Here is an 18,603-nt window from a genome sequence, read left to right as displayed (position 1 = left end):
TTTCCTTAAGAGCGTCAGCTCAAAAACTTCTGCAACAGATCATTGAGAAAGAGTTGCCCGCGGTCGGTCGCCGCCAGGCGTGACGGTTCGACCTGCATTAAGCCACTTTGTTCTGCCTCGCGGCGGCCTTCATCGAGGCTCGCCAGATCCAGACCGGTACGCTCGGCGTAGAGCCTGGCATCGACCCCTTCGGTGAGGCGCAGGGCGTTCATCAGGAACTCGAATGGCAACTCTTCGTTGGTCAGCTCCTTCGCGCCGGCCTGGAAGCTTTTGGCCGGGTTTAGGTAGTCCTTCGGTGCACGGGTCTTCCAGGTGCGTACGATGCGCCCGTCCGGATGGCTGAGCTTGCCGTGTGCGCCGGCACCGATGCCGATGAAGTCACCGAAGCTCCAGTAATTGAGGTTATGCCGCGCCGGGCGACCTGGTTGGGCATAGGCCGATACTTCATATTGCGCGTAGCCGTGTTCGGCAAGCAACGCCTGGCCGGCTTCCTGGATGTCCCACAGGGTGTCGTCTTCCGGCAGTGCAGGCGGCTGGTTCCAGAACACAGTGTTGGGTTCCAGGGTCAGCTGGTACCAGGACAAGTGCGTCGGCTTCAGCGCGATGGCCTGGCGCAAGTCGCTCAAGGCATCGTCCAGGGACTGATCGGGCAGCCCGTGCATCAAGTCCAGATTGAAGTTATCGAACCCGGCCTGGCGCGCCATGCCAGCGGCACGTACGGCTTCGTCGCCATTGTGGATGCGGCCCAGGGCCTCAAGCTTTTCCTGCTGGAAGCTCTGGATACCGATGGACAGGCGATTGATCCCCAGCTTGCGATAGGCCACGAACTTTTCTTGCTCGAACGTCCCGGGGTTGGCTTCCAGGGTGATCTCGATATCGCCGGCAAACGGGATGCGGGCTTCCACGCCCTTGAGCAACCGCCCCAACGCTGCGGCGCTGAACAGGCTGGGCGTGCCGCCGCCGAAGAAGATCGAACTGAGTTCGCGGCCATGCACTGCGTGCAGGTCCTGATCGAGGTCGGCCAACAGGGCGTCCACATACTCCTCTTCCGGCAGCACTTTACTGGCGGTGTGGGAGTTGAAGTCGCAATAAGGGCATTTGCGCACGCACCACGGGATATGGATGTACAGCGCCAGGGGCGGCAGCACAGGCAAGGCCGCCCGAGGTGTTTGCGCGCCGCCGTGGATCAGCGGCTGCGCAGAGGTGTTCAGGGTCATTTCAGGCTCAGGCGTTGGCGCAGCAAATCCATTGCGCGGGCACGGTGGCTGATCTGGTTCTTGTCGGCCGGGCTCAGTTCGGCACTGGAAACGTTACGTTCCGGCACCCAGAACAAAGGGTCATAGCCAAACCCATGCTCGCCGCTGGCCGCATGCAGGATGCGCCCGTGCCACAGGCCTTCGCACAGGATCGGCAGCGGGTCATCGGCATGCCGTACCAGGGCCAGCACGCAGACGAACTGTGCGCCGCGCTCGGCGTCCGGTACGTCCTTGAGCGCGTCCAGCAGCTTGGCGTTGTTGGCGGCATCGCCCTTGCCGTCGGCGTAGCGCGCCGAATAAATGCCCGGTGCGCCGCCGAGGAAATCGACGGCCAGCCCCGAGTCATCCGCCAGCGCCGGCAGGCCGGAGATGCGTGCGGCGTTGCGTGCCTTGAGGATAGCGTTCTCGACGAACGACAGGCCGGTCTCTTCCGGTTCCACCTGGCTGAACTCGCCAATCGAGCGCAACTGCACGGAGTCGCCGAGCATGGCTTGCAGTTCTTTGAGTTTGCCGGCGTTATGGCTGGCCAGTACGAGTTGGGTGAGGTTCATTTTCCCGCCGGAAACAGTTCCTGGTTGAACTGGAAGCTATGGGCTTTGCCGCCGGTTTCAACGTTGATGGTAAACGTCTTGTATTCGCGCTGCGTCACGGAGTAGGGCGCCAGGTAATTGATGCCGCCTTTCTCGTTGATCTGCTTGAACGTCAGGACTTCGCTCTTGCCGCCCAAGTCCTTGATGGTGCCGGTCACTTGCGCGGCCACCGGGGTCACGCCCTTGATCACCGTCACGTTGATCAAGCCCTTTTCCTTGCTGCGCACCACGCCGATGGCCTGGGCGGTTTCCGGTTGCAGGAAGCTGGAGGTGAACGTGTTGTAGTGGACGGTGATATCGCCGAAGTCTTTCTTGCGATTGGCATCGATAGCGTCGGCGGCCAGGGCGCTGGCGCCCAGGCACGCGGTCAATAGAAATACAGCCAGGCGTTTCATGAGCGTCCCTCTTGAAAATGATTAGACGGCAATCTTGTGGTCCGTCAGGCCAGGACTGCTGACCCGGTAAATACCGATTTCGCCCAACAGATTGGGCCATAGTTTACTTGCCCAGCCGTGACGATGCTGTTGATCGACGGCAAGGCGGTTGATCACCTTGGCTTCACGCTCACTGCACAGGGCTTCGAAGTCTTCGAAGGTGCAGAAGTGGATGTTCGGCGTGTTGTACCAGGTGTACGGCAGGAAGTCCGACACCGGCATGCGGCCCTTGGTGGCCAGGTACCAGCGGCAGCGCCAGTGCCCGAAGTTGGGGAAGGTGATGATGCACTGGCGGCCTACGCGCAGCATTTCGTCGAGGATGCGGTCCGGGTAGTGCACCGCCTGGAGGGCTTGGGTCATCACCACGATGTCGAAGCTGTTGCTGGCAAAGTTGCCCAGGCCCTTGTCCAGGTCCTGCTCGATCACGTTGATGCCTTTGGCCACGCACTGGGCGATGTTGTCCGGGTCGTTTTCCAGGCCGTAGCCAGTGACTTGCTTGTTGTCGCGCAGCCAGCTCAGCAGTTCGCCATCGCCGCAGCCCAGGTCGAGCACGCGGCTGCCGGCGGGGATCCAGTCTTGGATGATTTCCAGGTCGGCTCTCATGGCGTTCTCACACAGTAATCCGGTTCATGTAATTGCCGAACGCCTGCAAGTAACGCGGGATCGGGATCAGGAAGGCGTCGTGGCCTTGCGGTGCATCGATCTCCAGGTAGCAGACGTCCTTGCGTGCAGCCATCAGCGCGTCCACCAGCTCGCGGGAGCGGGCCGGCGAGAAGCGCCAGTCGGTGGTGAAGGACATCACGCAGAACTTGGCCGTGGCGCCTTCGAAGGTTTTCGCCAGGTCGTCGTCGTGGTTGGCGGCCGGGTCGAAGTAGTCCAGCGCCTTGGTCATCAGCAGGTAGGTGTTGGCGTCGAAACGCCCCGAGAACTCCTCGCCCTGGTAGCGCAGGTAGCTTTCCACCTGGAACTCGACGCTGTGGAAGTCGTAGTTGAGCTTCTCGCTCTTGAGGCCACGGCCGAATTTCTCGCCCATGGAGTCATCGGACAGGTAGGTGATATGCCCGACCATCCGCGCCAGCATCAGGCCGCGCTTGGGAATCACGCCGGCTTCCTGGAACGAACCACCGTGGAACTCCGGGTCGGTAAGGATGGCCTGGCGTGCCACTTCGTTGAAGGCGATGTTCTGCGCCGACAGCTTGGGGGCCGAGGCGATTGCCAGGCAATGGCGCACGCGGTCCGGGTAGGTGATGGTCCATTGCAGCGCCTGCATGCCGCCCAGGCTGCCGCCGATTACTGCCGCCCACTGGTTGATACCCAGCAGGTCGGCGAGGCGCGCTTGGCTGTGCACCCAGTCTTCCACGGTGAGCACCGGGAAGTCGGCGCCGAACGGTTTGCCGGTTTCCGGATTGAGGCTGCTGGGACCGGTGGAACCGTTGCAGCCGCCCAGGTTGTTCAGGCTGACCACAAAGAACTTGTTGGTGTCGATGGGCTTGCCGGGGCCGATGCAACTGTCCCACCAGCCGGGCTTGCGATCCTCGGCAGAGTGGAAACCGGCCGCGTGATGATGGCCGGACAAGGCGTGGCAGATCAGCACGGCGTTGCTCGCCGTGGCGTTCAGTTGGCCATAGGTTTCATAGATCAGGTCGTAGGCGGGCAGCGAACGGCCGCAGGCCAGGGCCAGCGGTTCGCTGAAGTGCGCCACTTGGGGCACGACCAGTCCAACAGAATCGGGGGGAAAGGCAGCTGGCATCGACCCTGCTCTCGTTTAAATGAGGCGTAAGTCTAAAGACCGCTGCACCTAGCGGCAAGCAATGGCCTGAGCGGTTTGAAATGTGGGAGGGGGCTTGCCCCTCTCACATTTGCTTTGCGTCAGATCAGCAGACGCAAAATCTCCGGCATCCCGGTCATGGCCGCCAGGTTGTTGATCACCAGCATGTCCAGCAACTTGAGCACCATGAACGCCAGGATCGGCGAGATATCCAGGCCGCCGAGGTTCGGCAGCAAGCGGCGGAATGGCGCCAGGGCCGGCTCGCAGATCTGGTTCACCAGCTCGGCGCCAGGGTTGTGGCTACCGGGGGCGACCCAGGACAGGATCACGCTGATGATCAGGGCGAAGAAGAAGATCTTCAGGAACAGCGCGGTCACGCCGATGATGGCCCAGATCAGCAACTGTACGAAATTGCCGGTGGTGCCGTAGGTCAGCAGCAGGGTCAGCGCCATCAAGGCCAACTGCACCAGGATTGCCAGCACCAGCGACGACATGTCCAGGCCGAACAGGCTCGGGATGATCCGGCGCAATGGCTTGAGCAGCGGTTGGGTGGCCTTGACGATGAACTGGCAGAGCGGGTTGTAGAAATTCGCACGTACCAGTTGCAGCACGAAGCGCATCAGGACGATCAGCAGGTACAGGCTGCCGAGGGTTTGCAGCACGTAGACGGCTGCGGTGTTCAAACCAATCATGTTGGCTCCTTATTTGCCCAGTTGTTCGGCGAGTTCCGCCGAGCGGTGCGCAGCGGCACCCAGTGCTTTTTCCACCAGGGCTTCAAAGCCCCCGGCCTGGAACGACTCGATGGCCGCCTGTGTGGTGCCGCCCGGCGAGGTCACGCGGCGGCGCAGCTCGGCGGCGTCCACATCGCTGGACACCGCCATGCGCGCAGCCCCCAGGGCGGTCTGCGCGGCCAGTTGTTCGGCGACGTCCTTGGACAGGCCCAGCTTCACGCCGGCGGCGGTCATGGCTTCGATCAGCAGGAAGAAATACGCCGGGCCGCTGCCGGATACGGCGGTGACCGCGTCCAGTTGCTGCTCCTGTTCCAGCCACAGCGCGAGGCCCACGGCGGACAGCAGTTCTTGCGCCTGGTCGCGTTGTTCGGCGCTCACTTCGGTGGTGGCGTACAAGCCGCTCACGCCTTGGCTGACCAGGGCTGGCGTGTTGGGCATGCAGCGCACGATCGGCTGGGCGCCGAGCCAGGTGTTCATGCTGGCGCAGGTGATGCCGGCGGCGATGGACACCACCAGTTGGTTCGGCTGCAGGCTTGGGCGCAGGCTTTCGCACACCGCCTTCATGGCCTGCGGCTTCACTGCCAGCACGATCACGTCGACGCCCTGGATGGCCTCGGCGTTGTCGGCAAAGGTTTCAATACCGTGCTCGGCGCTGACGCGGGCACGGGTGTCTGCGCCCGGGTCGCTGGCGCGGATCTGCGCGGCATCCAGGCCCTTGGCCCGCAGGCCACCGATCAGGCTGGCCGCCATGTTACCGGCGCCGATAAAGGCTATACGCGTGTCTTTCATGACAGGTCCTTAGCTAAATGGAAGTCAGCCATTTCATGGCTGGCCGTAGTCGCGGGCGCCAAACAGGGCGGTACCGATCCGCACCCAGGTGGCGCCTTGGGCAATGGCCGACTCAAGGTCGTGGCTCATGCCCATGGAAAGTGTGTCCAGCGGCAGGTTCAAACTGGCTTGCAGCTCGCGCACGGTGGCGAAGGCTGCATCTTGCGCGGCGCGCTCTTCGGTCGGCTCGGGGATTGCCATCAGGCCACGCAGCTTCAGGCGCGGCAGGGCGCTGATAGCGTTGGCCAGGGCTGGCAGGTCGGCGGGTGTACAGCCGGACTTGCTGGCTTCGCCGCTGACGTTGACCTGGATGCAGATGTTCAGCGGTGGCAGGTCGGCCGGGCGTTGTTCGGACAAGCGTTGAGCGATTTTCAAGCGGTCCACGGAATGCACCCAAGCGAAGTTCTCGGCGATAGCGCGCGTCTTGTTCGATTGAATGGGGCCGATGAAGTGCCAACTCAAGGGCAGGTCGGTTAATTCGGCCTGTTTGCCCAGGGCTTCCTGCAGATAGTTCTCGCCAAAATCTTGCATCCCGGCGGCATAGGCTTCGCGCACGGCTTGCGCGGGTTTGGTCTTGCTCACGGCCAGCAGGTGGATGCTGCTTGCGTCACGTTGCACGGCGTCGGCTGCGGCGCGGATGCGCTGGCTAACCTGGCCGATGTTGTCTGCTATCGTCGACATTCAAGATGCGCCCGTGGATATGGAGTCCGCGGCATTCTACTGGAAATGGAAAGCCCTATGGATATCACTGAATTACTCACGGCCAGCGTGCGCCGTGGCGCCTCCGACCTGCATTTGTCCGCCGGACTGGCGCCGATGCTGCGGGTGGATGGTGAGGTCTGGCCGCTGGATGGGCCGGTGCTTTCACCCCCGCAAGTGGCCGACTTGTTGAGCCCATTGCTCAATCAGCACCAACAAAAGGATTTCGAAACATCTCTTGAAACGGATTTTGCCTTCGAACTGCCCGGTGTGGCGCGGTTCCGCGCCAATGTGTTCCGGCAGGAGCGGGGCGTGGGCGCGGTGTTTCGCGCTGTACCGTCCGAGGTCCAGAGCCTGGAGCGCCTCGGCCTGGGGGAAGTGTTCCAGCGTATCGCCCAGCTGCCGCGCGGCCTGGTGCTGGTGACCGGCCCTACCGGCTCGGGCAAGTCCACTACCCTGGCGGCGATGATCGACTTTCTCAATCAGCATCGGCGCCAGCACATCCTCACCCTTGAAGACCCCATCGAGTTTATCCACACGCCGAAAATGGCGTTGATCAATCAGCGCCAGGTGCACCGCGACACCCATAGTTTTTCGGTTGCCCTGCGCTCGGCGCTCAGGGAAGACCCGGACGTGATCCTGGTGGGTGAACTGCGCGACCTGGAAACCATGCGCCTGGCCCTGACGGCGGCTGAGACCGGGCACCTGGTATTCGGCACCTTGCATACCTCGTCGGCGGCAAAGACCGTGGATCGGCTGGTGGATGTGTTTCCGGCGGGGGAAAAGGCCATGGTCCGCTCGATGCTGTCGGAGTCGTTGCAGGCAGTGGTGTCCCAGGTGCTGGTGAAGAGGATCGGCGGGGGGCGGGTGGCGGCCCATGAAATCATGTTGGGTACGCCGGCTATTCGCAATCTGATCCGTGAGGACAAGGTGGCGCAGATGGTCTCGGCGATCCAGACGGGTGGGGCGCTGGGGATGAAGACGCTGGATATGAGCTTGAAGGCGTTGGTCGGGCAGGGGGTGATCAGTCGAGAAGAGGCGCAGCAGAAGGCGAGGGTGCCTGGGGAAATATGAAGGTCCAAATGTGGCAGGGGCTTGCCCCCGATAGCAGTGGATCAGTTAGCTTATTTGTAGCTGATCCACGGTAATCGGGGGCAAGCCCCCTCCCACATTGTTCATCCACCGCACTCCAGCCTGGAATCAGCGCTGGACCACCCGCAGGTTGTTCTGCTCTTTGGGCAATACCCGCTTGGCAATCACGTAGTTCTTGTCCCAGAACGGTTTCTTCAGCGTGTCGATGCTGACCGCTTTGCCACGGCGTGGTGCGTGGATGAAACGGTCGTTGCCCAGGTAGATGGCAACGTGGTTCACCTGGCGGCTCTTCAATTTGAAGAACAGCAGGTCACCCGGTTTCAAGTCCTTGCGATCAACCTTCTGCCCGTGGCCGGCGGCCATGGCGTTGGAGGTGCGTGGCAAATCCACGGCGGCTACGTCGTTAAACGCATATTTCACCAAGCCGCTGCAGTCGAACCCTTTACTTGGGCTGCTGCCGCCCCAACGATAAGGAGTACCGAGCACGTTGACGGCACGGCTGAGCACGGTGCTGCTCTGCCTGGTGTTGACGCCTACCAGGCCGGCCGTTGCCTTGCCGTGGGCCTTGCTCAGTTGAGTCGGGCGGTTGACGGTCAGCTTGACCGACTTGGCGGTGCTTGGCGTGCTGTGGACTTTAGGGGTGAACCCGTTAACGTTGGGAAGTCGTTGCTCACGATTGGTGGCGTGGGCGGCCAGTGGCATTAATAGGCAAATGGTTAGCCATGTCTTGAAAAATGGTCGCATTAGGCGTGGCTCTTATGGGTTTGCGCGCAACTTTATAACAGCTTTTTGTGTCGTTCTCAGGCCGTTTGTCGACTGAACCTTGACGTCAAAATCAGGAAAAACGCGACGATTCGCCGCAATTGTCCTACACAAGTCAGGTGGCATAAGGCTTTCAGGGCAGGGAAGATACCATTTGCCGTACGTCGGGCGCCCGTAAAAAAGTCACAAAGAAAATGAAAAAATTTATCTATCGAGGCAAAAGAGGTACGCGATGAACACCTATCAGCAGATTGGCGAGCAGCAAGACACCCACAGCAAGGTCATCGGTTACCTGCTGTGGATTTTCGGTTTTACCGGGGCGCATCGCTTCTACTACGGCAAGCCGGTGACAGGAACGATCTGGTTTTTCACCTTTGGCTTGCTGGGTATCGGCTGGCTGATCGACCTGTTCCTGATCCCAGCCATGGATCGTGAAGCGGACCTGAGGTTTACCGCCGGGCCCATCGAATACAACGTGGCCTGGATCCTGTTGGCGTTTCTCGGGGTATTTGGCGTGCACCGCATGTACCAGGGCAAATGGATCACCGGCCTGATCTACCTGCTGACCGGCGGTTTGTTCCTGGTTGGGGTGCTGTATGACTTCTGGACGTTGAATACGCAGATATCGATCCGCAATGCCGAGCGCAACAGCGGCCGCTGATCTTTAACTTCTGGTGGAGATCAACATGTGGGAGGGGGCTTGCCCCCGATAGCGGTGGATCAGTCAGCTTATCTGTAGCTGACCCACTGCAATCGGGGGCAAGCCCCCTCCCACATTGATCATGCCCACATTAGAGGTGGGATTTTTCAGGCCGGGTAGCTGATGCGGCCATCCACCAGGGTGTAACGCACCGTCGCCGGCAGGCTATGGCCGATGAACGGGCAGTTTTCACCTTTGGATAGCCATTGCTCCCCCGCAATCGTGGAACTGGCCGGATCAAAAAGCACCAGGTCCGCCGCCGAACCCACCGCCAACTTGCCCGCTGGCAGGCGCAAGGCCTCGGCCGGGCCGCTGCTCAGGCGTGCCAACAATGTCGGCAAGTCCAGCAACCCATCCTCTACCAACGTCATCGCCAGAGGCAGCAACAGTTCGACACTGCTGATGCCCGGCTCTGTCGCGCCAAACGGTGCCAGCTTGGCATCCCTCTCATGGGGCTGGTGATGGCTGGAAATCGCCGAGACCACACCGGACTTCACTGCTGCGCGCAAACCGTCGCGGTCAGCCAGGGTACGCAGTGGCGGTTGCACGTGGTACAGGCTGGAGAAGTCGATCAGCGCTTCGTCCGTCAGGATCAGCTGATAAAGCGCCACATCCGCTGTCACCGGCAAGCCACGGGCCTGGGCCTGGGCGATCAGGGCCACGCCCCGCGCACTGGTCAACTGGCTGAAGTGCGCACGCACGCCGCTTTGTTCCACCAGCAGCAGGTCACGGGCCAGGGCCACGGTCTCGGCGGTTTCCGGGATGCCCGGCAGGCCGAGGAAGCTGGCCACGGCGCCTTCATGGGCCAGGCCGCCTTCGGCCAGGTCACGGTCCTGGGAATGGAAGATCACGGTAAGGTCGAAAGTCGCCGCGTATTCCAGGGCACGTAACAGCGTGCGGGTACTGCGAAAGCTATCCAGGCCGTTGCCGAAGGCCACGCAACCGGCGTCGCGCAGTGCGATCAGTTCGGCGAGTTGTTCGCCTTCCAGGCCTTTGCTCAAGGCGCCGATGGGGAACACTTTGCAGTTGCCGGCTTCACGGGCGCGGTCGAGGATCAGCTCGGTCACGGCCGAGGTGTCCAGCACCGGCCTGGTGTGCGGTGGGCAGCACAGGCTGGTTACCCCACCGGCTGCGGCAGCGCGGGTTTCGCTGGTGATATTGCCCTTGCGGCTGTAGCCCGGCTCGCGCAGGGCGACGTTCAGGTCAACCAGGCCAGGCGCGGCCACGAGGCCTTTGGCGTCGATCGTCTCGCTGGCGCTGAAGCCTGCGGGCGCGGCGCCAATGGCGACGAACTTGCCGGCGTCCAGATGCAGATCGGTAACTTGATCCAGGCCACTGGCCGGATCGACGACGCGGGCGCCGAGGATGCTGAGCTTCACTGGGCGTTCTCCTGCTCGAATTGACGTTGCGCGGTTTGCCCGCTCATGGCCATGGACAGCACGGCCATGCGTACGGCGATGCCGTAGGTCACCTGGTTGAGGATCACCGACTGCGGACCGTCGGCCACCGCCGACTCAATCTCCACGCCACGGTTGATCGGGCCCGGGTGCATCACGATGGCATCCGGCTTGGCGCCGGCCAGGCGTGCGGTGGTCAGGCCGAACAAGCGGTAGAACTCGCCTTCGCTCGGTAGCAGGCCACCGGCCATGCGCTCGCGTTGCAGGCGCAGCATGATCACCACGTCCACGTCCTTGAGGCCTGCGGCCATGTCGGTGTAGACCTTCACGCCGTACTGTTCGATACCGATGGGCAACAGGGTTTTCGGCGCAATCACGCGGATATCCGGGCAACCCAGGGCTTTGAGGGCCAGCATGTTCGAGCGCGCGACCCGCGAATGCAGGATGTCGCCGACGATGGCCACCGAGAGATTCTCAAAGCTGCCTTTGTGCCGACGAATGGTGAGCATGTCGAGCATACCCTGGGTCGGGTGGGCGTGGCGGCCGTCACCGCCGTTGATGATCGCCACCTGCGGGCACACGTGTTCGGCGATGAAGTGCGCGGCGCCGGAGTCGCCGTGGCGTACCACGAACATGTCGGCGGCCATCGCTTCCAGGTTGCGCAGGGTGTCGAGCAGGGTCTCGCCCTTGCTTGCCGACGAGGTGGACACGTTCAGGGTGATCACATCGGCCGACAGCCGCTGGGCGGCCAGTTCAAAGGTGGTGCGGGTGCGGGTGGAGTTCTCGAAGAACACGTTGCAGATGGTTTTGCCACGCAACAGCGGGACCTTCTTCACCGCCCGGCCACCGACTTCGAGGAACGAGTCGGCGGTGTCGAGGATTTCGGTGAGCAGTTCGCGGGGCAAACCGTCGAGCGACAAGAAGTGTCGCAACTGGCCCTGAGCATTGAGCTGCAGCGGGCGCTTGGCATCTAGAGGCGTCATCGCGGGGACTCTTTACAAGGCGGTTTAAAGGGCGAGGTCTTGCAGTTCGAGTACGAGCGGCGTGGGACCGAGCAATTTTACCCGTTGATGGGCTTCTAGCGACAGGGTGGCGCCGACCACATCCGGGCTGATCGGCAATTCGCCGGCGTCCAGGTCCAGCAGGCACACCAGGGTCACGCTGGCCGGGCGGCCATAATCGAACAGTTCGTTCATGGCGGCACGGATGGTGCGACCGCTCATCAGCACGTCGTCGATCAGCACCAGGTGCTGGCCTTCGATCTCGAAAGGCAGGGCCGACGGACGCACTTGTGGGTGCAGGCCGTTCTGGCTGAAATCGTCGCGGTAAAAGGAGACGTCCAGGGTGCCCAGGGGCGAATCGCTGCCCAGTGCTTCCAACAACGCCTGGGCCACCCACACACCGCCGGTGCGAATACCGATGAAGCGCGGCTCGCTGATGTTGCGGTGTTGCAGATGGGCCGTGAGGCTGGTGGCCATCTGGCTGATCAGTTCGGCGGGGTTCGGCAGGCTCATGCAGGCTCCTTCAGGACCTTGGCGCAGGCAAGGTCCGGGCTCAAACGTAAAAAGACGCGGCAAGCCGCGTCTGTCAGGATTCAAATAAAGCGGTGTTTTCATCCAGCCAACCCTGCAACAGCAGGGCGGCGGCGATGGCGTCTACCGGGTTGTCGCGGTAGCTGCCTTTCTGCCCGCCACGGTCGCGTCGCTCGCCTTTGGCTTCAAAGGTGGTGAGGCGTTCGTCGTGGGTATAGAAGGGCAGGTTGTAGCGGCCATTGAGGCGGCGGGCGAATTTTTCGGCACGCAGGCACATGTCGCTGGGGGTGCCGTCCATGTTCAGGGGCAGGCCGACCACGACCGCGTCGGGCTTCCACTCTTTGATGAGGGCTTCAACCTGGTTCCAGTCCGGCACGCCGTTCTGGGCTTTCAAGGTGCACAGCTCACGGGCCTGGCCGGTGATCACCTGGCCTACGGCTACGCCGATCTGTTTGGTGCCGTAGTCAAACCCGAGGATCAGACGCAAAGCCATCAGGCGTGTCCCGCCTGGCTGGTCAGCAGGTTGAGGTTGATCCCCAGCGTCGCCGCAGCTGCGTCCAGGCGCAGTTCACTGGCGGTGTTGAACAGGATGTCGGCGTCGAACGGGCAGGTCAGCCAGGCATTGCTGGCCAGTTCGGCTTCCAATTGGCCGGCTTCCCACCCCGCGTAACCGAGGGTGATCACGCTTTGCTCAGGGCCCACGCCGTCGGCGATGGCGAACAACACGTCCTGGGAAGTGGACAGCGATACGCCGTCCAGATCGACCGTGGCCTGGAACTTCGGCCCGCTCGGGTGCAGCACAAACCCACGATCAGTCTGCACCGGCCCGCCGATGTAAATCGGCACGCCCTGGCACCGGGCCGGCGGGTCAAGCTCGGGGCGCAGTTGCTCAAGGATATCCGCCAGGTTCAGCTCTTGCGGGCGGTTGACCACCAACCCCATGGCACCATTGGCCGTGTGCTCGACGATGTAGGTCAAGGTCTGCGCAAAGTTCGGGTCGGCCATATGGGGCATGGCGATCAGGAATTGATGCTTGAGGTAGGTCGGGCTGACGTTTTTCATGTTCGATAGTGTGGCGGTGGAGGGGCGAACTGACAAGCTGGTGATGTGCCACAGCTGGTAATTGTCATCAATTGCTCGACAGCCGATCGCCCTTGGCAAACTTCCAGGTGCGGATGATTTCCAGGCGGTCGACGTCGTTCAAATCGCCGCTGAACGGCGCAAAGGGCGCGGCCAGGCGCACGATGCGCTGGGCGGCCTGGTCCAGCAACGGCTGGCCGGACGACTCGAGCACCTGCACTTCATAGAGCGTGCCGTCGCGGTTGATTGACACCAATAGTCGCAAATTTCCGTAAATCTGCTGGCGTCGGGCTTCCTCCGGGTAATTGAGGTTACCGATACGCTCGACCTTCTTGCGCCACTCGTCTTTGTACCAGGCGCCTTTGTCGCGCATGGTCGATGCGGCGTTCAGCCGATAGATGCGCGGGCGCTTGGCGTACAGCTGCTGTTCGTTGGCCAGTTCGGCTTCGAGGCTGGAAATTTCGTCGGACAGGGTCGAACTGTCGAAAGTCGGCGCCGGTTTTACAGGCTCGGGCGTGGGTTCGGTCTTGGTTTTTTCGCGCTGGGTCGGGGCTTTCTGCGGTTTGGGTGCGATGGTGGTCACGGCGGGCTTGGGCGCTGCCTGCTTGACCTCCGGCTTGGGCGCCGGTGGTGGGGTGACTTTGTTGACCTTGTTGTCCTGGAACGGCGCCACTTCGGTGGTCTTCGGCACGGCTTTCTTGTCGAGGGTGCCGCTGCCTTGCTGGTTGTCCTGGGCGAGAAAGTCAGCCTTCTCGGGCTTCTTTTCGCTCTTGAACGTGGCGAGGGTGATTTCCAGGGTCTGGGTGATTTGCTTGGGTTCGACCATGGTGAAACCCACGCCGAGGATCAGGGCCAAGTGAATCAACGCTGCCAGGAACAGGGTAAATCCGAGCCGATCAGCCGGGCGCACGCCGCTGTGGGAGAGTTCGGGGGGTAGCTCGGACGGGAGTGTCATGACAAAAAAACCAACATCGCGCGTTTCACAGGTGGGGCATGATAGCGCAATGTTGGTGCGTGTCCGGCTGTTCTATATCACTTGGTTTGCAGCTTGCGCTCAATGGCGGCCATCAACATTTCGCCGATGTTCGTGCCAAATGCGTTGTCGATCTCGCGAATGCAGGTGGGGCTGGTGACGTTGATTTCGGTGAGGTTCTCGCCGATGACGTCCAGTCCCACGAACAGCAGGCCTTTTTCGCGCAGGGTCGGGCCAACCTGGGAGGCAATCCAGCGGTCCTTGTCCGATAGAGGGCGGGCTTCGCCACGACCACCGGCCGCCAGGTTGCCACGGGTCTCGCCGGCGGCCGGGATGCGCGCCAGGCAGTAGTCCACCGGCTCGCCGTCAATCATCAGGATGCGCTTGTCGCCGTCCTTGATCGCCGGCAGGTAGGCCTGGCCCATGATCTGCTGGGTGCCCAGGGCGGTCAGGGTTTCCAGGATCACCGACAGGTTCGGGTCGCCGGCGCGGTGGCGGAAGATCGAGGTGCCACCCATGCCGTCCAGCGGCTTGAGGATCACATCGCCATGCTTGGCAGCGAACTCGCGCAGCACATCGGTGCGGCGGCTGACCACGGTCGGTGGTGTGCACTGTGGGAACAGGGTGGCGAACAGCTTTTCGTTGCAGTCGCGCAGGCTCTGCGGCTTGTTGACGATCAGCACGCCGGCGCGCTCGGCCTGCTCCAGCAGGTAGGTGGAGTAGACGAATTCCATGTCGAACGGCGGGTCCTTGCGCATCAGGATCACGTCCAGGTCGCTCAGCGGGCTGTCGATTTCGTCTTGCAGCTCGAACCACTTCTCAGGGTTGGCAAACACCTGCAGCGGGCGCATGCGTGCGCGGGCCTCGCCGTCACCCTGGTAAAGATCGCGCTGCTCCATATAGAACAAGGTCCAGCCGCGGGCCTGGGCGGCCAGGAGCATGGCCAGCGAGCTGTCCTTTTTATAGGAAATGCTGGCGATAGGGTCCATGACAATGCCGACGCGAACGCTCATGGGGGATTTCCTCTAGCAAATTAGGGCGCATAAAAGTGGCGTCAGAGTGGCGCTGCGGCTGTTGTGGGTCAAGGAAAAACCACCTGGCCGGTTGCTCGATAGATTGCGCCCGGAGACTGTGCTAAAAAGACTGCCACGGCGCAGCAGCCCTTGAATTCCAAGGCTTGCGGCGCTCATCCTGTGCAACATCAGGCAGTACACACCGAAAACCGATTCGCTGTGGCGATGGCAGAGCAGATATGGAACAGCATTCCAACGCCTTGAGAGTGATGGTGATCGACGATTCGAAGACGATCCGCCGCACCGCCGAGACCTTGTTGAAGAACACGGGGTGCGATGTCATCACGGCCATCGACGGTTTCGATGCCCTGGCCCGGATTGTGGATCATCACCCGCACATTATTTTTGTCGACATCATGATGCCGCGCCTGGATGGCTATCAGACCTGCGCGCTGGTGAAGAACAACCCGGCGTTCAAGTCGATCCCGGTGATCATGCTGTCGTCCAAGGACGGCTTGTTCGACAAGGCCAAGGGGCGCATCGTGGGTGTCGATCAGTTTTTGACCAAGCCTTTCAGCAAGGAAGAACTGCTGGGCGCGATCAAGGCCTACGTGCCAGGGTTCGCCGTAGTAGAACAAGCACACTGACGCCGCCTCACAAGGGCCGGCGTCCACCTATGTAGTGGGGAAAACCATGGCACGTGTTCTGATCGTCGACGATTCGCCGACCGAAATGTACAAACTGACCGGCATGCTGGAAAAGCACGGCCACCAGGTCCTCAAGGCTGAAAACGGTGCGGATGGCGTGGCCCTGGCCCGCCAGGAAAAACCCGACGCCGTCCTGATGGACATCGTGATGCCGGGCCTCAATGGCTTCCAGGCCACCCGCCAGCTGTCCAAGGAGCCGGAAACCAACGGCATCCCGATCATCATCATCACCACCAAGGACCAGGAAACCGACAAGATCTGGGGCGCACGCCAGGGCGCCAAGGACTATCTGACCAAGCCGGTGGATGAAGAAACCCTGATCGCCACCCTGAACAAGGTGCTGGCCGGCTGACGGTTCGCCATCATGACCGAGTCGCAAACCGCCTTTGAGCTGCTGCTGGACATCGACCGCCGCTGTCGCCTGTTGGCCGCCGACCTGCCGTCCCAGGAAACCCGCCTGCAACGCTGGAGCGGGATCGGCTTTCGCCTGGGGCAGCACTGGTACGTGGCGCCCATGGGCGAAGTTGCCGAAGTCCTGCATGAACCGCGCTGCACGCTGATGCCCGGGGTCAAGGCCTGGGTCAAGGGTGTGGCTAACCTGCGTGGGCGCTTGTTGCCGGTGATGGATCTGGGCGGGTTCCTCGGCCTTGAGCTGTCCAAGGCACGCAAACAGCGGCGCGTACTGGTGGTGGAATTCAACGATTTGTTTGTCGGGCTGCTGGTGGACGAGGTGGTGGGAATGCAGCATTTCGCACAAGACGCACTGCTGGCGAGTGCCGCCCCCGGCGCGCCGTTTATCCAGGGACGTTTCGAGGGCACCCCGCAGTGGCAGGTTTTCAGCCCCTTCGCCCTGGCCCAGGCCCCAGGCTTCATGGATGTTGCCGCATGACCACCGTTACCCCGCCAAAACCCCAGGCCGCGTCGCGCAGTCGTTCCCAGATCATTGTGCTGTTCATTGCACTGATCGTGTTCATCATGTTGCTGTTTGCCAACTTTGCGTACCTCAACACCCAGTCCACCTATGACAAGCAGTACATTGGCCACGCCGGTGAGTTGCGCGTGCTGTCCCAGCGCATTGCCAAGAACGCCACCGAAGCCGCCGCCGGCAAGGCTGCTGCGTTCAAGTTGCTGGGCGATGCGCGCAACGACTTCGCCCAGCGCTGGGGCTACCTGAAAAAAGGTGATCCGGAAACCGGCCTGCCGGCTGCGCCCAGTGCGGTACGCGCCGAAATGCGTGCGGTGCAGACCGACTGGGAAGCGCTGCTGAAAAACACCGACGCGATTCTCGCCAGTGAGCAGACCGTGCTGTCCTTGCACCAGGTCGCGGCGACCCTGGCGGAAACCGTTCCGCAGTTGCAGGTGGAGTCGGAAAAGGTCGTCGACATCCTCCTGCAACGCGGTGCCCCGGCCAGCCAGGTCGCCCTGGCCCAGCGCCAGTCGTTGCTGGCCGAGCGGATCCTGGGGGCGGTGAACACCGTACTGGCCGGCGACGAAACCGCCGTGCAGGCCGCCGACGCCTTTGGCCGCGATGCCAACCGTTTCGGCCAGGTGCTCAACGGCATGCTCCAGGGCAACCCCGGCCTGCGCATCACCCAGGTCGAAGACCGCGATGCCCGCGCGCGGCTAGCGGAAATCGCCGAGCTGTTCGAGTTTGTCTCCGGCTCGGTGGATGAAATTCTCGAAACCTCGCCGCAACTGTTCCAGGTGCGCGCTTCGGCGAGCAACATCTTCAACCTGTCACAAACCCTGCTAGATGAAGCCTCGCACCTGGCCACCGGTTTCGAAAACCTGGCCAGTGGCCGCAGTTTCGACACCATCGGCGGCTATGTACTGGGCCTGCTGGCGCTGACCTCGATCATCCTGATCGGCCTGGTGATGGTGCGCGAGACCAACCGCCAACTGCATGAAACCGCCGAGAAGAACGAGCGCAACCAGAACGCGATCATGCGCCTGCTGGATGAAATCGAAGACCTGGCCGACGGCGACCTCACCGTGACGGCCTCGGTGACCGAAGACTTCACCGGCACCATCGCCGACTCCATCAACTATTCCGTCGACCAGCTGCGCGACCTGGTTGCCACCATTAACCTCACCGCCGGGCAAGTCGCCGGTGCGGTGCAGGACACCCAGGCCACTGCCATGCACCTGGCCCAGGCCTCGGAGCACCAGGCCCAGCAGATCGCCGAAGCGTCCACGGCGATCAACCAGATGGCCCAGTCCATCGACCAGGTGTCAGCCAACGCCGCCGAATCGTCGGCGGTGGCGGAGCGCTCGGTGGAAATTGCCAACAAGGGCAACGAGGTGGTGCACAACACCATCCACGGCATGGACAACATTCGCGAACAGATCCAGGACACCGCCAAGCGCATCAAGCGCCTGGGCGAGTCGTCCCAGGAAATTGGCGATATCGTCAGCCTGATCGACGATATTGCCGAGCAGACCAACATCCTCGCCCTCAACGCGGCGATCCAGGCGAGCATGGCCGGGGACGCCGGGCGCGGCTTTGCAGTGGTGGCCGATGAAGTGCAACGCCTGGCCGAGCGTTCGTCGGCGGCGACGCGGCAGATTGAAACCCTGGTGCGGGCGATCCAGGCCGACACCAACGAAGCGGTCATTTCCATGGAGCAGACCACCACCGAAGTGGTGCGCGGCGCACGGTTGGCCCAGGATGCCGGGGTGGCGCTGGAAGAGATCGAAGGCGTGTCGAAAACCCTCGCAGCGTTGATCCAGAGCATCTCCAACGCGGCGCAGCAGCAGACGAGTTCGGCGGGGCAGATCTCCCTGACCATGAACGTGATCCAGCAGATCACCACCCAGACCTCTTCGGGCTCCACGGCCACCGCGGAAAGCATCGGCAACCTGGCGAAAATGGCCAGCCAGCTGCGCCGGTCGGTGTCGGGGTTCACCTTGCCAGCGGCTAAACAGGCTGATGATTGAAATGCAGTACACATGTGGGAGGGGGCTTGCCCCCGATAGCAGTGGGTCAGTCACCCAATCTTTGACTGATGCACCGCCATCGGAGGCAAGCCCCCTCCCACATG

At 62.2% G+C, this 18,603-nt stretch carries 22 protein-coding genes; 6 read left to right on the top strand and 16 right to left on the bottom strand.

The window, feature by feature from the left end; all coding sequences use genetic code 11:
• Positions 1-14 precede the first annotated feature (14 nt).
• From hemW to BFN10_RS15235, 8 genes are all read right to left on the bottom strand, one after another.
• Positions 15-1,217, bottom strand: coding sequence for a radical SAM family heme chaperone HemW (gene hemW / locus BFN10_RS15270; RefSeq protein ID WP_071490377.1), 1,203 nt, complete (start codon positions 1,215-1,217; stop codon positions 15-17).
• On the bottom strand, positions 1,214-1,807 hold the full coding sequence (gene rdgB / locus BFN10_RS15265) for an RdgB/HAM1 family non-canonical purine NTP pyrophosphatase (RefSeq protein ID WP_071490376.1): 594 nt from the start codon (positions 1,805-1,807) through the stop codon (positions 1,214-1,216). Before rdgB ends, hemW begins: the two co-directional genes overlap by 4 nt.
• Complete coding sequence (locus BFN10_RS15260) at positions 1,804-2,241, bottom strand: DUF4426 domain-containing protein (protein WP_071490375.1); 438 nt, start codon at positions 2,239-2,241, stop codon at positions 1,804-1,806. The genes rdgB and BFN10_RS15260 overlap by 4 nt, the downstream gene beginning before the upstream one ends.
• A 21-nt stretch (positions 2,242-2,262) precedes the next feature.
• Positions 2,263-2,883 carry a methionine biosynthesis protein MetW gene (gene metW, locus BFN10_RS15255; protein ID WP_034109956.1) on the bottom strand — a complete coding sequence of 207 codons (621 nt, stop codon included), beginning with the start codon at positions 2,881-2,883 and terminating at the stop codon, positions 2,263-2,265.
• A 7-nt stretch (positions 2,884-2,890) separates the two neighbouring features.
• On the bottom strand, positions 2,891-4,030 hold the full coding sequence (gene metX, locus BFN10_RS15250; protein ID WP_071490374.1) for a homoserine O-succinyltransferase MetX: 1,140 nt from the start codon (positions 4,028-4,030) through the stop codon (positions 2,891-2,893).
• Between the two features lie 119 nt (positions 4,031-4,149).
• Positions 4,150-4,740 (bottom strand): YggT family protein, encoded by a 591-nt coding sequence (locus BFN10_RS15245; protein WP_025859579.1) that lies wholly within the window; start codon positions 4,738-4,740, stop codon positions 4,150-4,152.
• 9 nt (positions 4,741-4,749) lie between these two features.
• Entirely contained in the window at positions 4,750-5,568 is an 819-nt protein-coding gene (gene proC / locus BFN10_RS15240; RefSeq protein ID WP_071490373.1) for a pyrroline-5-carboxylate reductase, read from the bottom strand.
• A gap of 33 nt (positions 5,569-5,601) precedes the next feature.
• Entirely contained in the window at positions 5,602-6,288 is a 687-nt protein-coding gene (locus BFN10_RS15235; RefSeq protein WP_071490372.1) for a YggS family pyridoxal phosphate-dependent enzyme, read from the bottom strand.
• Positions 6,289-6,345: 57 nt separating this feature from the next.
• On the opposite strand from BFN10_RS15235, the gene BFN10_RS15230 reads away from it, so the two are divergent.
• Entirely contained in the window at positions 6,346-7,380 is a 1,035-nt protein-coding gene (locus BFN10_RS15230) for a type IV pilus twitching motility protein PilT (protein ID WP_071490371.1), read from the top strand.
• Positions 7,381-7,506: 126 nt separating this feature from the next.
• On the opposite strand, the gene BFN10_RS15225 is transcribed toward BFN10_RS15230, so the two are convergent.
• Positions 7,507-8,142 (bottom strand): C40 family peptidase, encoded by a 636-nt coding sequence (locus tag BFN10_RS15225; protein WP_071490370.1) that lies wholly within the window; start codon positions 8,140-8,142, stop codon positions 7,507-7,509.
• 268 nt (positions 8,143-8,410) lie between these two features.
• On the opposite strand from BFN10_RS15225, the gene BFN10_RS15220 reads away from it, so the two are divergent.
• Positions 8,411-8,821 carry an NINE protein gene (locus tag BFN10_RS15220; RefSeq protein WP_162276412.1) on the top strand — a complete coding sequence of 137 codons (411 nt, stop codon included), beginning with the start codon at positions 8,411-8,413 and terminating at the stop codon, positions 8,819-8,821.
• A gap of 146 nt (positions 8,822-8,967) precedes the next feature.
• Here BFN10_RS15220 and BFN10_RS15215 read toward each other — a convergent pair whose 3' ends face one another.
• The 7 genes from BFN10_RS15215 to gshB all read right to left on the bottom strand — a co-directional run bounded on the left by BFN10_RS15215 (position 8,968) and on the right by gshB (position 14,855).
• Positions 8,968-10,239: a dihydroorotase gene (locus BFN10_RS15215; protein WP_071490369.1), complete on the bottom strand. Its 1,272-nt coding sequence runs from the start codon at positions 10,237-10,239 to the stop codon at positions 8,968-8,970.
• Entirely contained in the window at positions 10,236-11,240 is a 1,005-nt protein-coding gene (locus BFN10_RS15210; protein WP_058426561.1) for an aspartate carbamoyltransferase catalytic subunit, read from the bottom strand. The genes BFN10_RS15215 and BFN10_RS15210 overlap by 4 nt, the downstream gene beginning before the upstream one ends.
• A gap of 24 nt (positions 11,241-11,264) precedes the next feature.
• On the bottom strand, positions 11,265-11,771 hold the full coding sequence (pyrR, locus tag BFN10_RS15205) for a bifunctional pyr operon transcriptional regulator/uracil phosphoribosyltransferase PyrR (RefSeq protein ID WP_058426562.1): 507 nt from the start codon (positions 11,769-11,771) through the stop codon (positions 11,265-11,267).
• A gap of 73 nt (positions 11,772-11,844) precedes the next feature.
• Positions 11,845-12,282, bottom strand: coding sequence for a Holliday junction resolvase RuvX (ruvX, locus tag BFN10_RS15200; protein ID WP_003195067.1), 438 nt, complete (start codon positions 12,280-12,282; stop codon positions 11,845-11,847).
• Complete coding sequence (locus BFN10_RS15195; protein WP_071490368.1) at positions 12,282-12,851, bottom strand: YqgE/AlgH family protein; 570 nt, start codon at positions 12,849-12,851, stop codon at positions 12,282-12,284. The genes ruvX and BFN10_RS15195 overlap by 1 nt, the downstream gene beginning before the upstream one ends.
• A 67-nt stretch (positions 12,852-12,918) precedes the next feature.
• Positions 12,919-13,824 carry an energy transducer TonB gene (locus tag BFN10_RS15190; RefSeq protein WP_071490367.1) on the bottom strand — a complete coding sequence of 302 codons (906 nt, stop codon included), beginning with the start codon at positions 13,822-13,824 and terminating at the stop codon, positions 12,919-12,921.
• Positions 13,825-13,901: 77 nt separating this feature from the next.
• Complete coding sequence (gene gshB, locus BFN10_RS15185) at positions 13,902-14,855, bottom strand: glutathione synthase (RefSeq protein ID WP_071490366.1); 954 nt, start codon at positions 14,853-14,855, stop codon at positions 13,902-13,904.
• 239 nt (positions 14,856-15,094) lie between these two features.
• Between gshB and pilG the strand changes: the two genes are divergently transcribed.
• The 4 genes from pilG to BFN10_RS15165 are packed head-to-tail and all read left to right on the top strand — an operon-like array spanning position 15,095 to position 18,499.
• On the top strand, positions 15,095-15,502 hold the full coding sequence (pilG, locus tag BFN10_RS15180) for a twitching motility response regulator PilG (RefSeq protein ID WP_071490365.1): 408 nt from the start codon (positions 15,095-15,097) through the stop codon (positions 15,500-15,502).
• A gap of 46 nt (positions 15,503-15,548) precedes the next feature.
• Positions 15,549-15,914 (top strand): twitching motility response regulator PilH, encoded by a 366-nt coding sequence (gene pilH, locus BFN10_RS15175; RefSeq protein WP_014720320.1) that lies wholly within the window; start codon positions 15,549-15,551, stop codon positions 15,912-15,914.
• A 12-nt stretch (positions 15,915-15,926) separates the two neighbouring features.
• The gene (locus tag BFN10_RS15170; RefSeq protein WP_071490364.1) at positions 15,927-16,451 is read left to right on the top strand and encodes a chemotaxis protein CheW; all 525 of its coding nucleotides are present in this window, start codon (positions 15,927-15,929) and stop codon (positions 16,449-16,451) included.
• A complete protein-coding gene (locus BFN10_RS15165; protein WP_071490363.1) occupies positions 16,448-18,499 on the top strand; it encodes a methyl-accepting chemotaxis protein in 2,052 nt (683 codons plus the stop codon). The genes BFN10_RS15170 and BFN10_RS15165 overlap by 4 nt, the downstream gene beginning before the upstream one ends.
• The last annotated feature ends 104 nt before the right edge of the window (positions 18,500-18,603 follow it).

Source organism: Pseudomonas extremorientalis, from assembly GCF_001870465.1.
Taxonomy (GTDB): domain Bacteria; phylum Pseudomonadota; class Gammaproteobacteria; order Pseudomonadales; family Pseudomonadaceae; genus Aquipseudomonas; species Aquipseudomonas extremorientalis.
Note: the sequence above shows the minus strand (reverse complement) of the source record. Positions and strands in the feature narration are given on the sequence as shown.

Excerpts from the sequence above, each read along its gene's own strand:
- hemW (WP_071490377.1), bottom strand. The coding sequence starts at position 1,217 with ATGACCCTGAACACCTCTGCGCAGCCGCTGATCCACGGCGGCGCGCAA.
- rdgB (WP_071490376.1), bottom strand. The coding sequence starts at position 1,807 with ATGAACCTCACCCAACTCGTACTGGCCAGCCATAACGCCGGCAAACTC.
- BFN10_RS15260 (WP_071490375.1), bottom strand. The coding sequence starts at position 2,241 with ATGAAACGCCTGGCTGTATTTCTATTGACCGCGTGCCTGGGCGCCAGC.
- metW (WP_034109956.1), bottom strand. The coding sequence starts at position 2,883 with ATGAGAGCCGACCTGGAAATCATCCAAGACTGGATCCCCGCCGGCAGC.
- metX (WP_071490374.1), bottom strand. The coding sequence starts at position 4,030 with ATGCCAGCTGCCTTTCCCCCCGATTCTGTTGGACTGGTCGTGCCCCAA.
- BFN10_RS15245 (WP_025859579.1), bottom strand. The coding sequence starts at position 4,740 with ATGATTGGTTTGAACACCGCAGCCGTCTACGTGCTGCAAACCCTCGGC.
- proC (WP_071490373.1), bottom strand. The coding sequence starts at position 5,568 with ATGAAAGACACGCGTATAGCCTTTATCGGCGCCGGTAACATGGCGGCC.
- BFN10_RS15235 (WP_071490372.1), bottom strand. The coding sequence starts at position 6,288 with ATGTCGACGATAGCAGACAACATCGGCCAGGTTAGCCAGCGCATCCGC.
- BFN10_RS15230 (WP_071490371.1), top strand. The coding sequence starts at position 6,346 with ATGGATATCACTGAATTACTCACGGCCAGCGTGCGCCGTGGCGCCTCC.
- BFN10_RS15225 (WP_071490370.1), bottom strand. The coding sequence starts at position 8,142 with ATGCGACCATTTTTCAAGACATGGCTAACCATTTGCCTATTAATGCCA.
- BFN10_RS15210 (WP_058426561.1), bottom strand. The coding sequence starts at position 11,240 with ATGACGCCTCTAGATGCCAAGCGCCCGCTGCAGCTCAATGCTCAGGGC.
- pyrR (WP_058426562.1), bottom strand. The coding sequence starts at position 11,771 with ATGAGCCTGCCGAACCCCGCCGAACTGATCAGCCAGATGGCCACCAGC.
- ruvX (WP_003195067.1), bottom strand. The coding sequence starts at position 12,282 with ATGGCTTTGCGTCTGATCCTCGGGTTTGACTACGGCACCAAACAGATC.
- BFN10_RS15195 (WP_071490368.1), bottom strand. The coding sequence starts at position 12,851 with ATGAAAAACGTCAGCCCGACCTACCTCAAGCATCAATTCCTGATCGCC.
- BFN10_RS15190 (WP_071490367.1), bottom strand. The coding sequence starts at position 13,824 with ATGACACTCCCGTCCGAGCTACCCCCCGAACTCTCCCACAGCGGCGTG.
- gshB (WP_071490366.1), bottom strand. The coding sequence starts at position 14,855 with ATGAGCGTTCGCGTCGGCATTGTCATGGACCCTATCGCCAGCATTTCC.
- pilG (WP_071490365.1), top strand. The coding sequence starts at position 15,095 with ATGGAACAGCATTCCAACGCCTTGAGAGTGATGGTGATCGACGATTCG.
- pilH (WP_014720320.1), top strand. The coding sequence starts at position 15,549 with ATGGCACGTGTTCTGATCGTCGACGATTCGCCGACCGAAATGTACAAA.
- BFN10_RS15170 (WP_071490364.1), top strand. The coding sequence starts at position 15,927 with ATGACCGAGTCGCAAACCGCCTTTGAGCTGCTGCTGGACATCGACCGC.
- BFN10_RS15165 (WP_071490363.1), top strand. The coding sequence starts at position 16,448 with ATGACCACCGTTACCCCGCCAAAACCCCAGGCCGCGTCGCGCAGTCGT.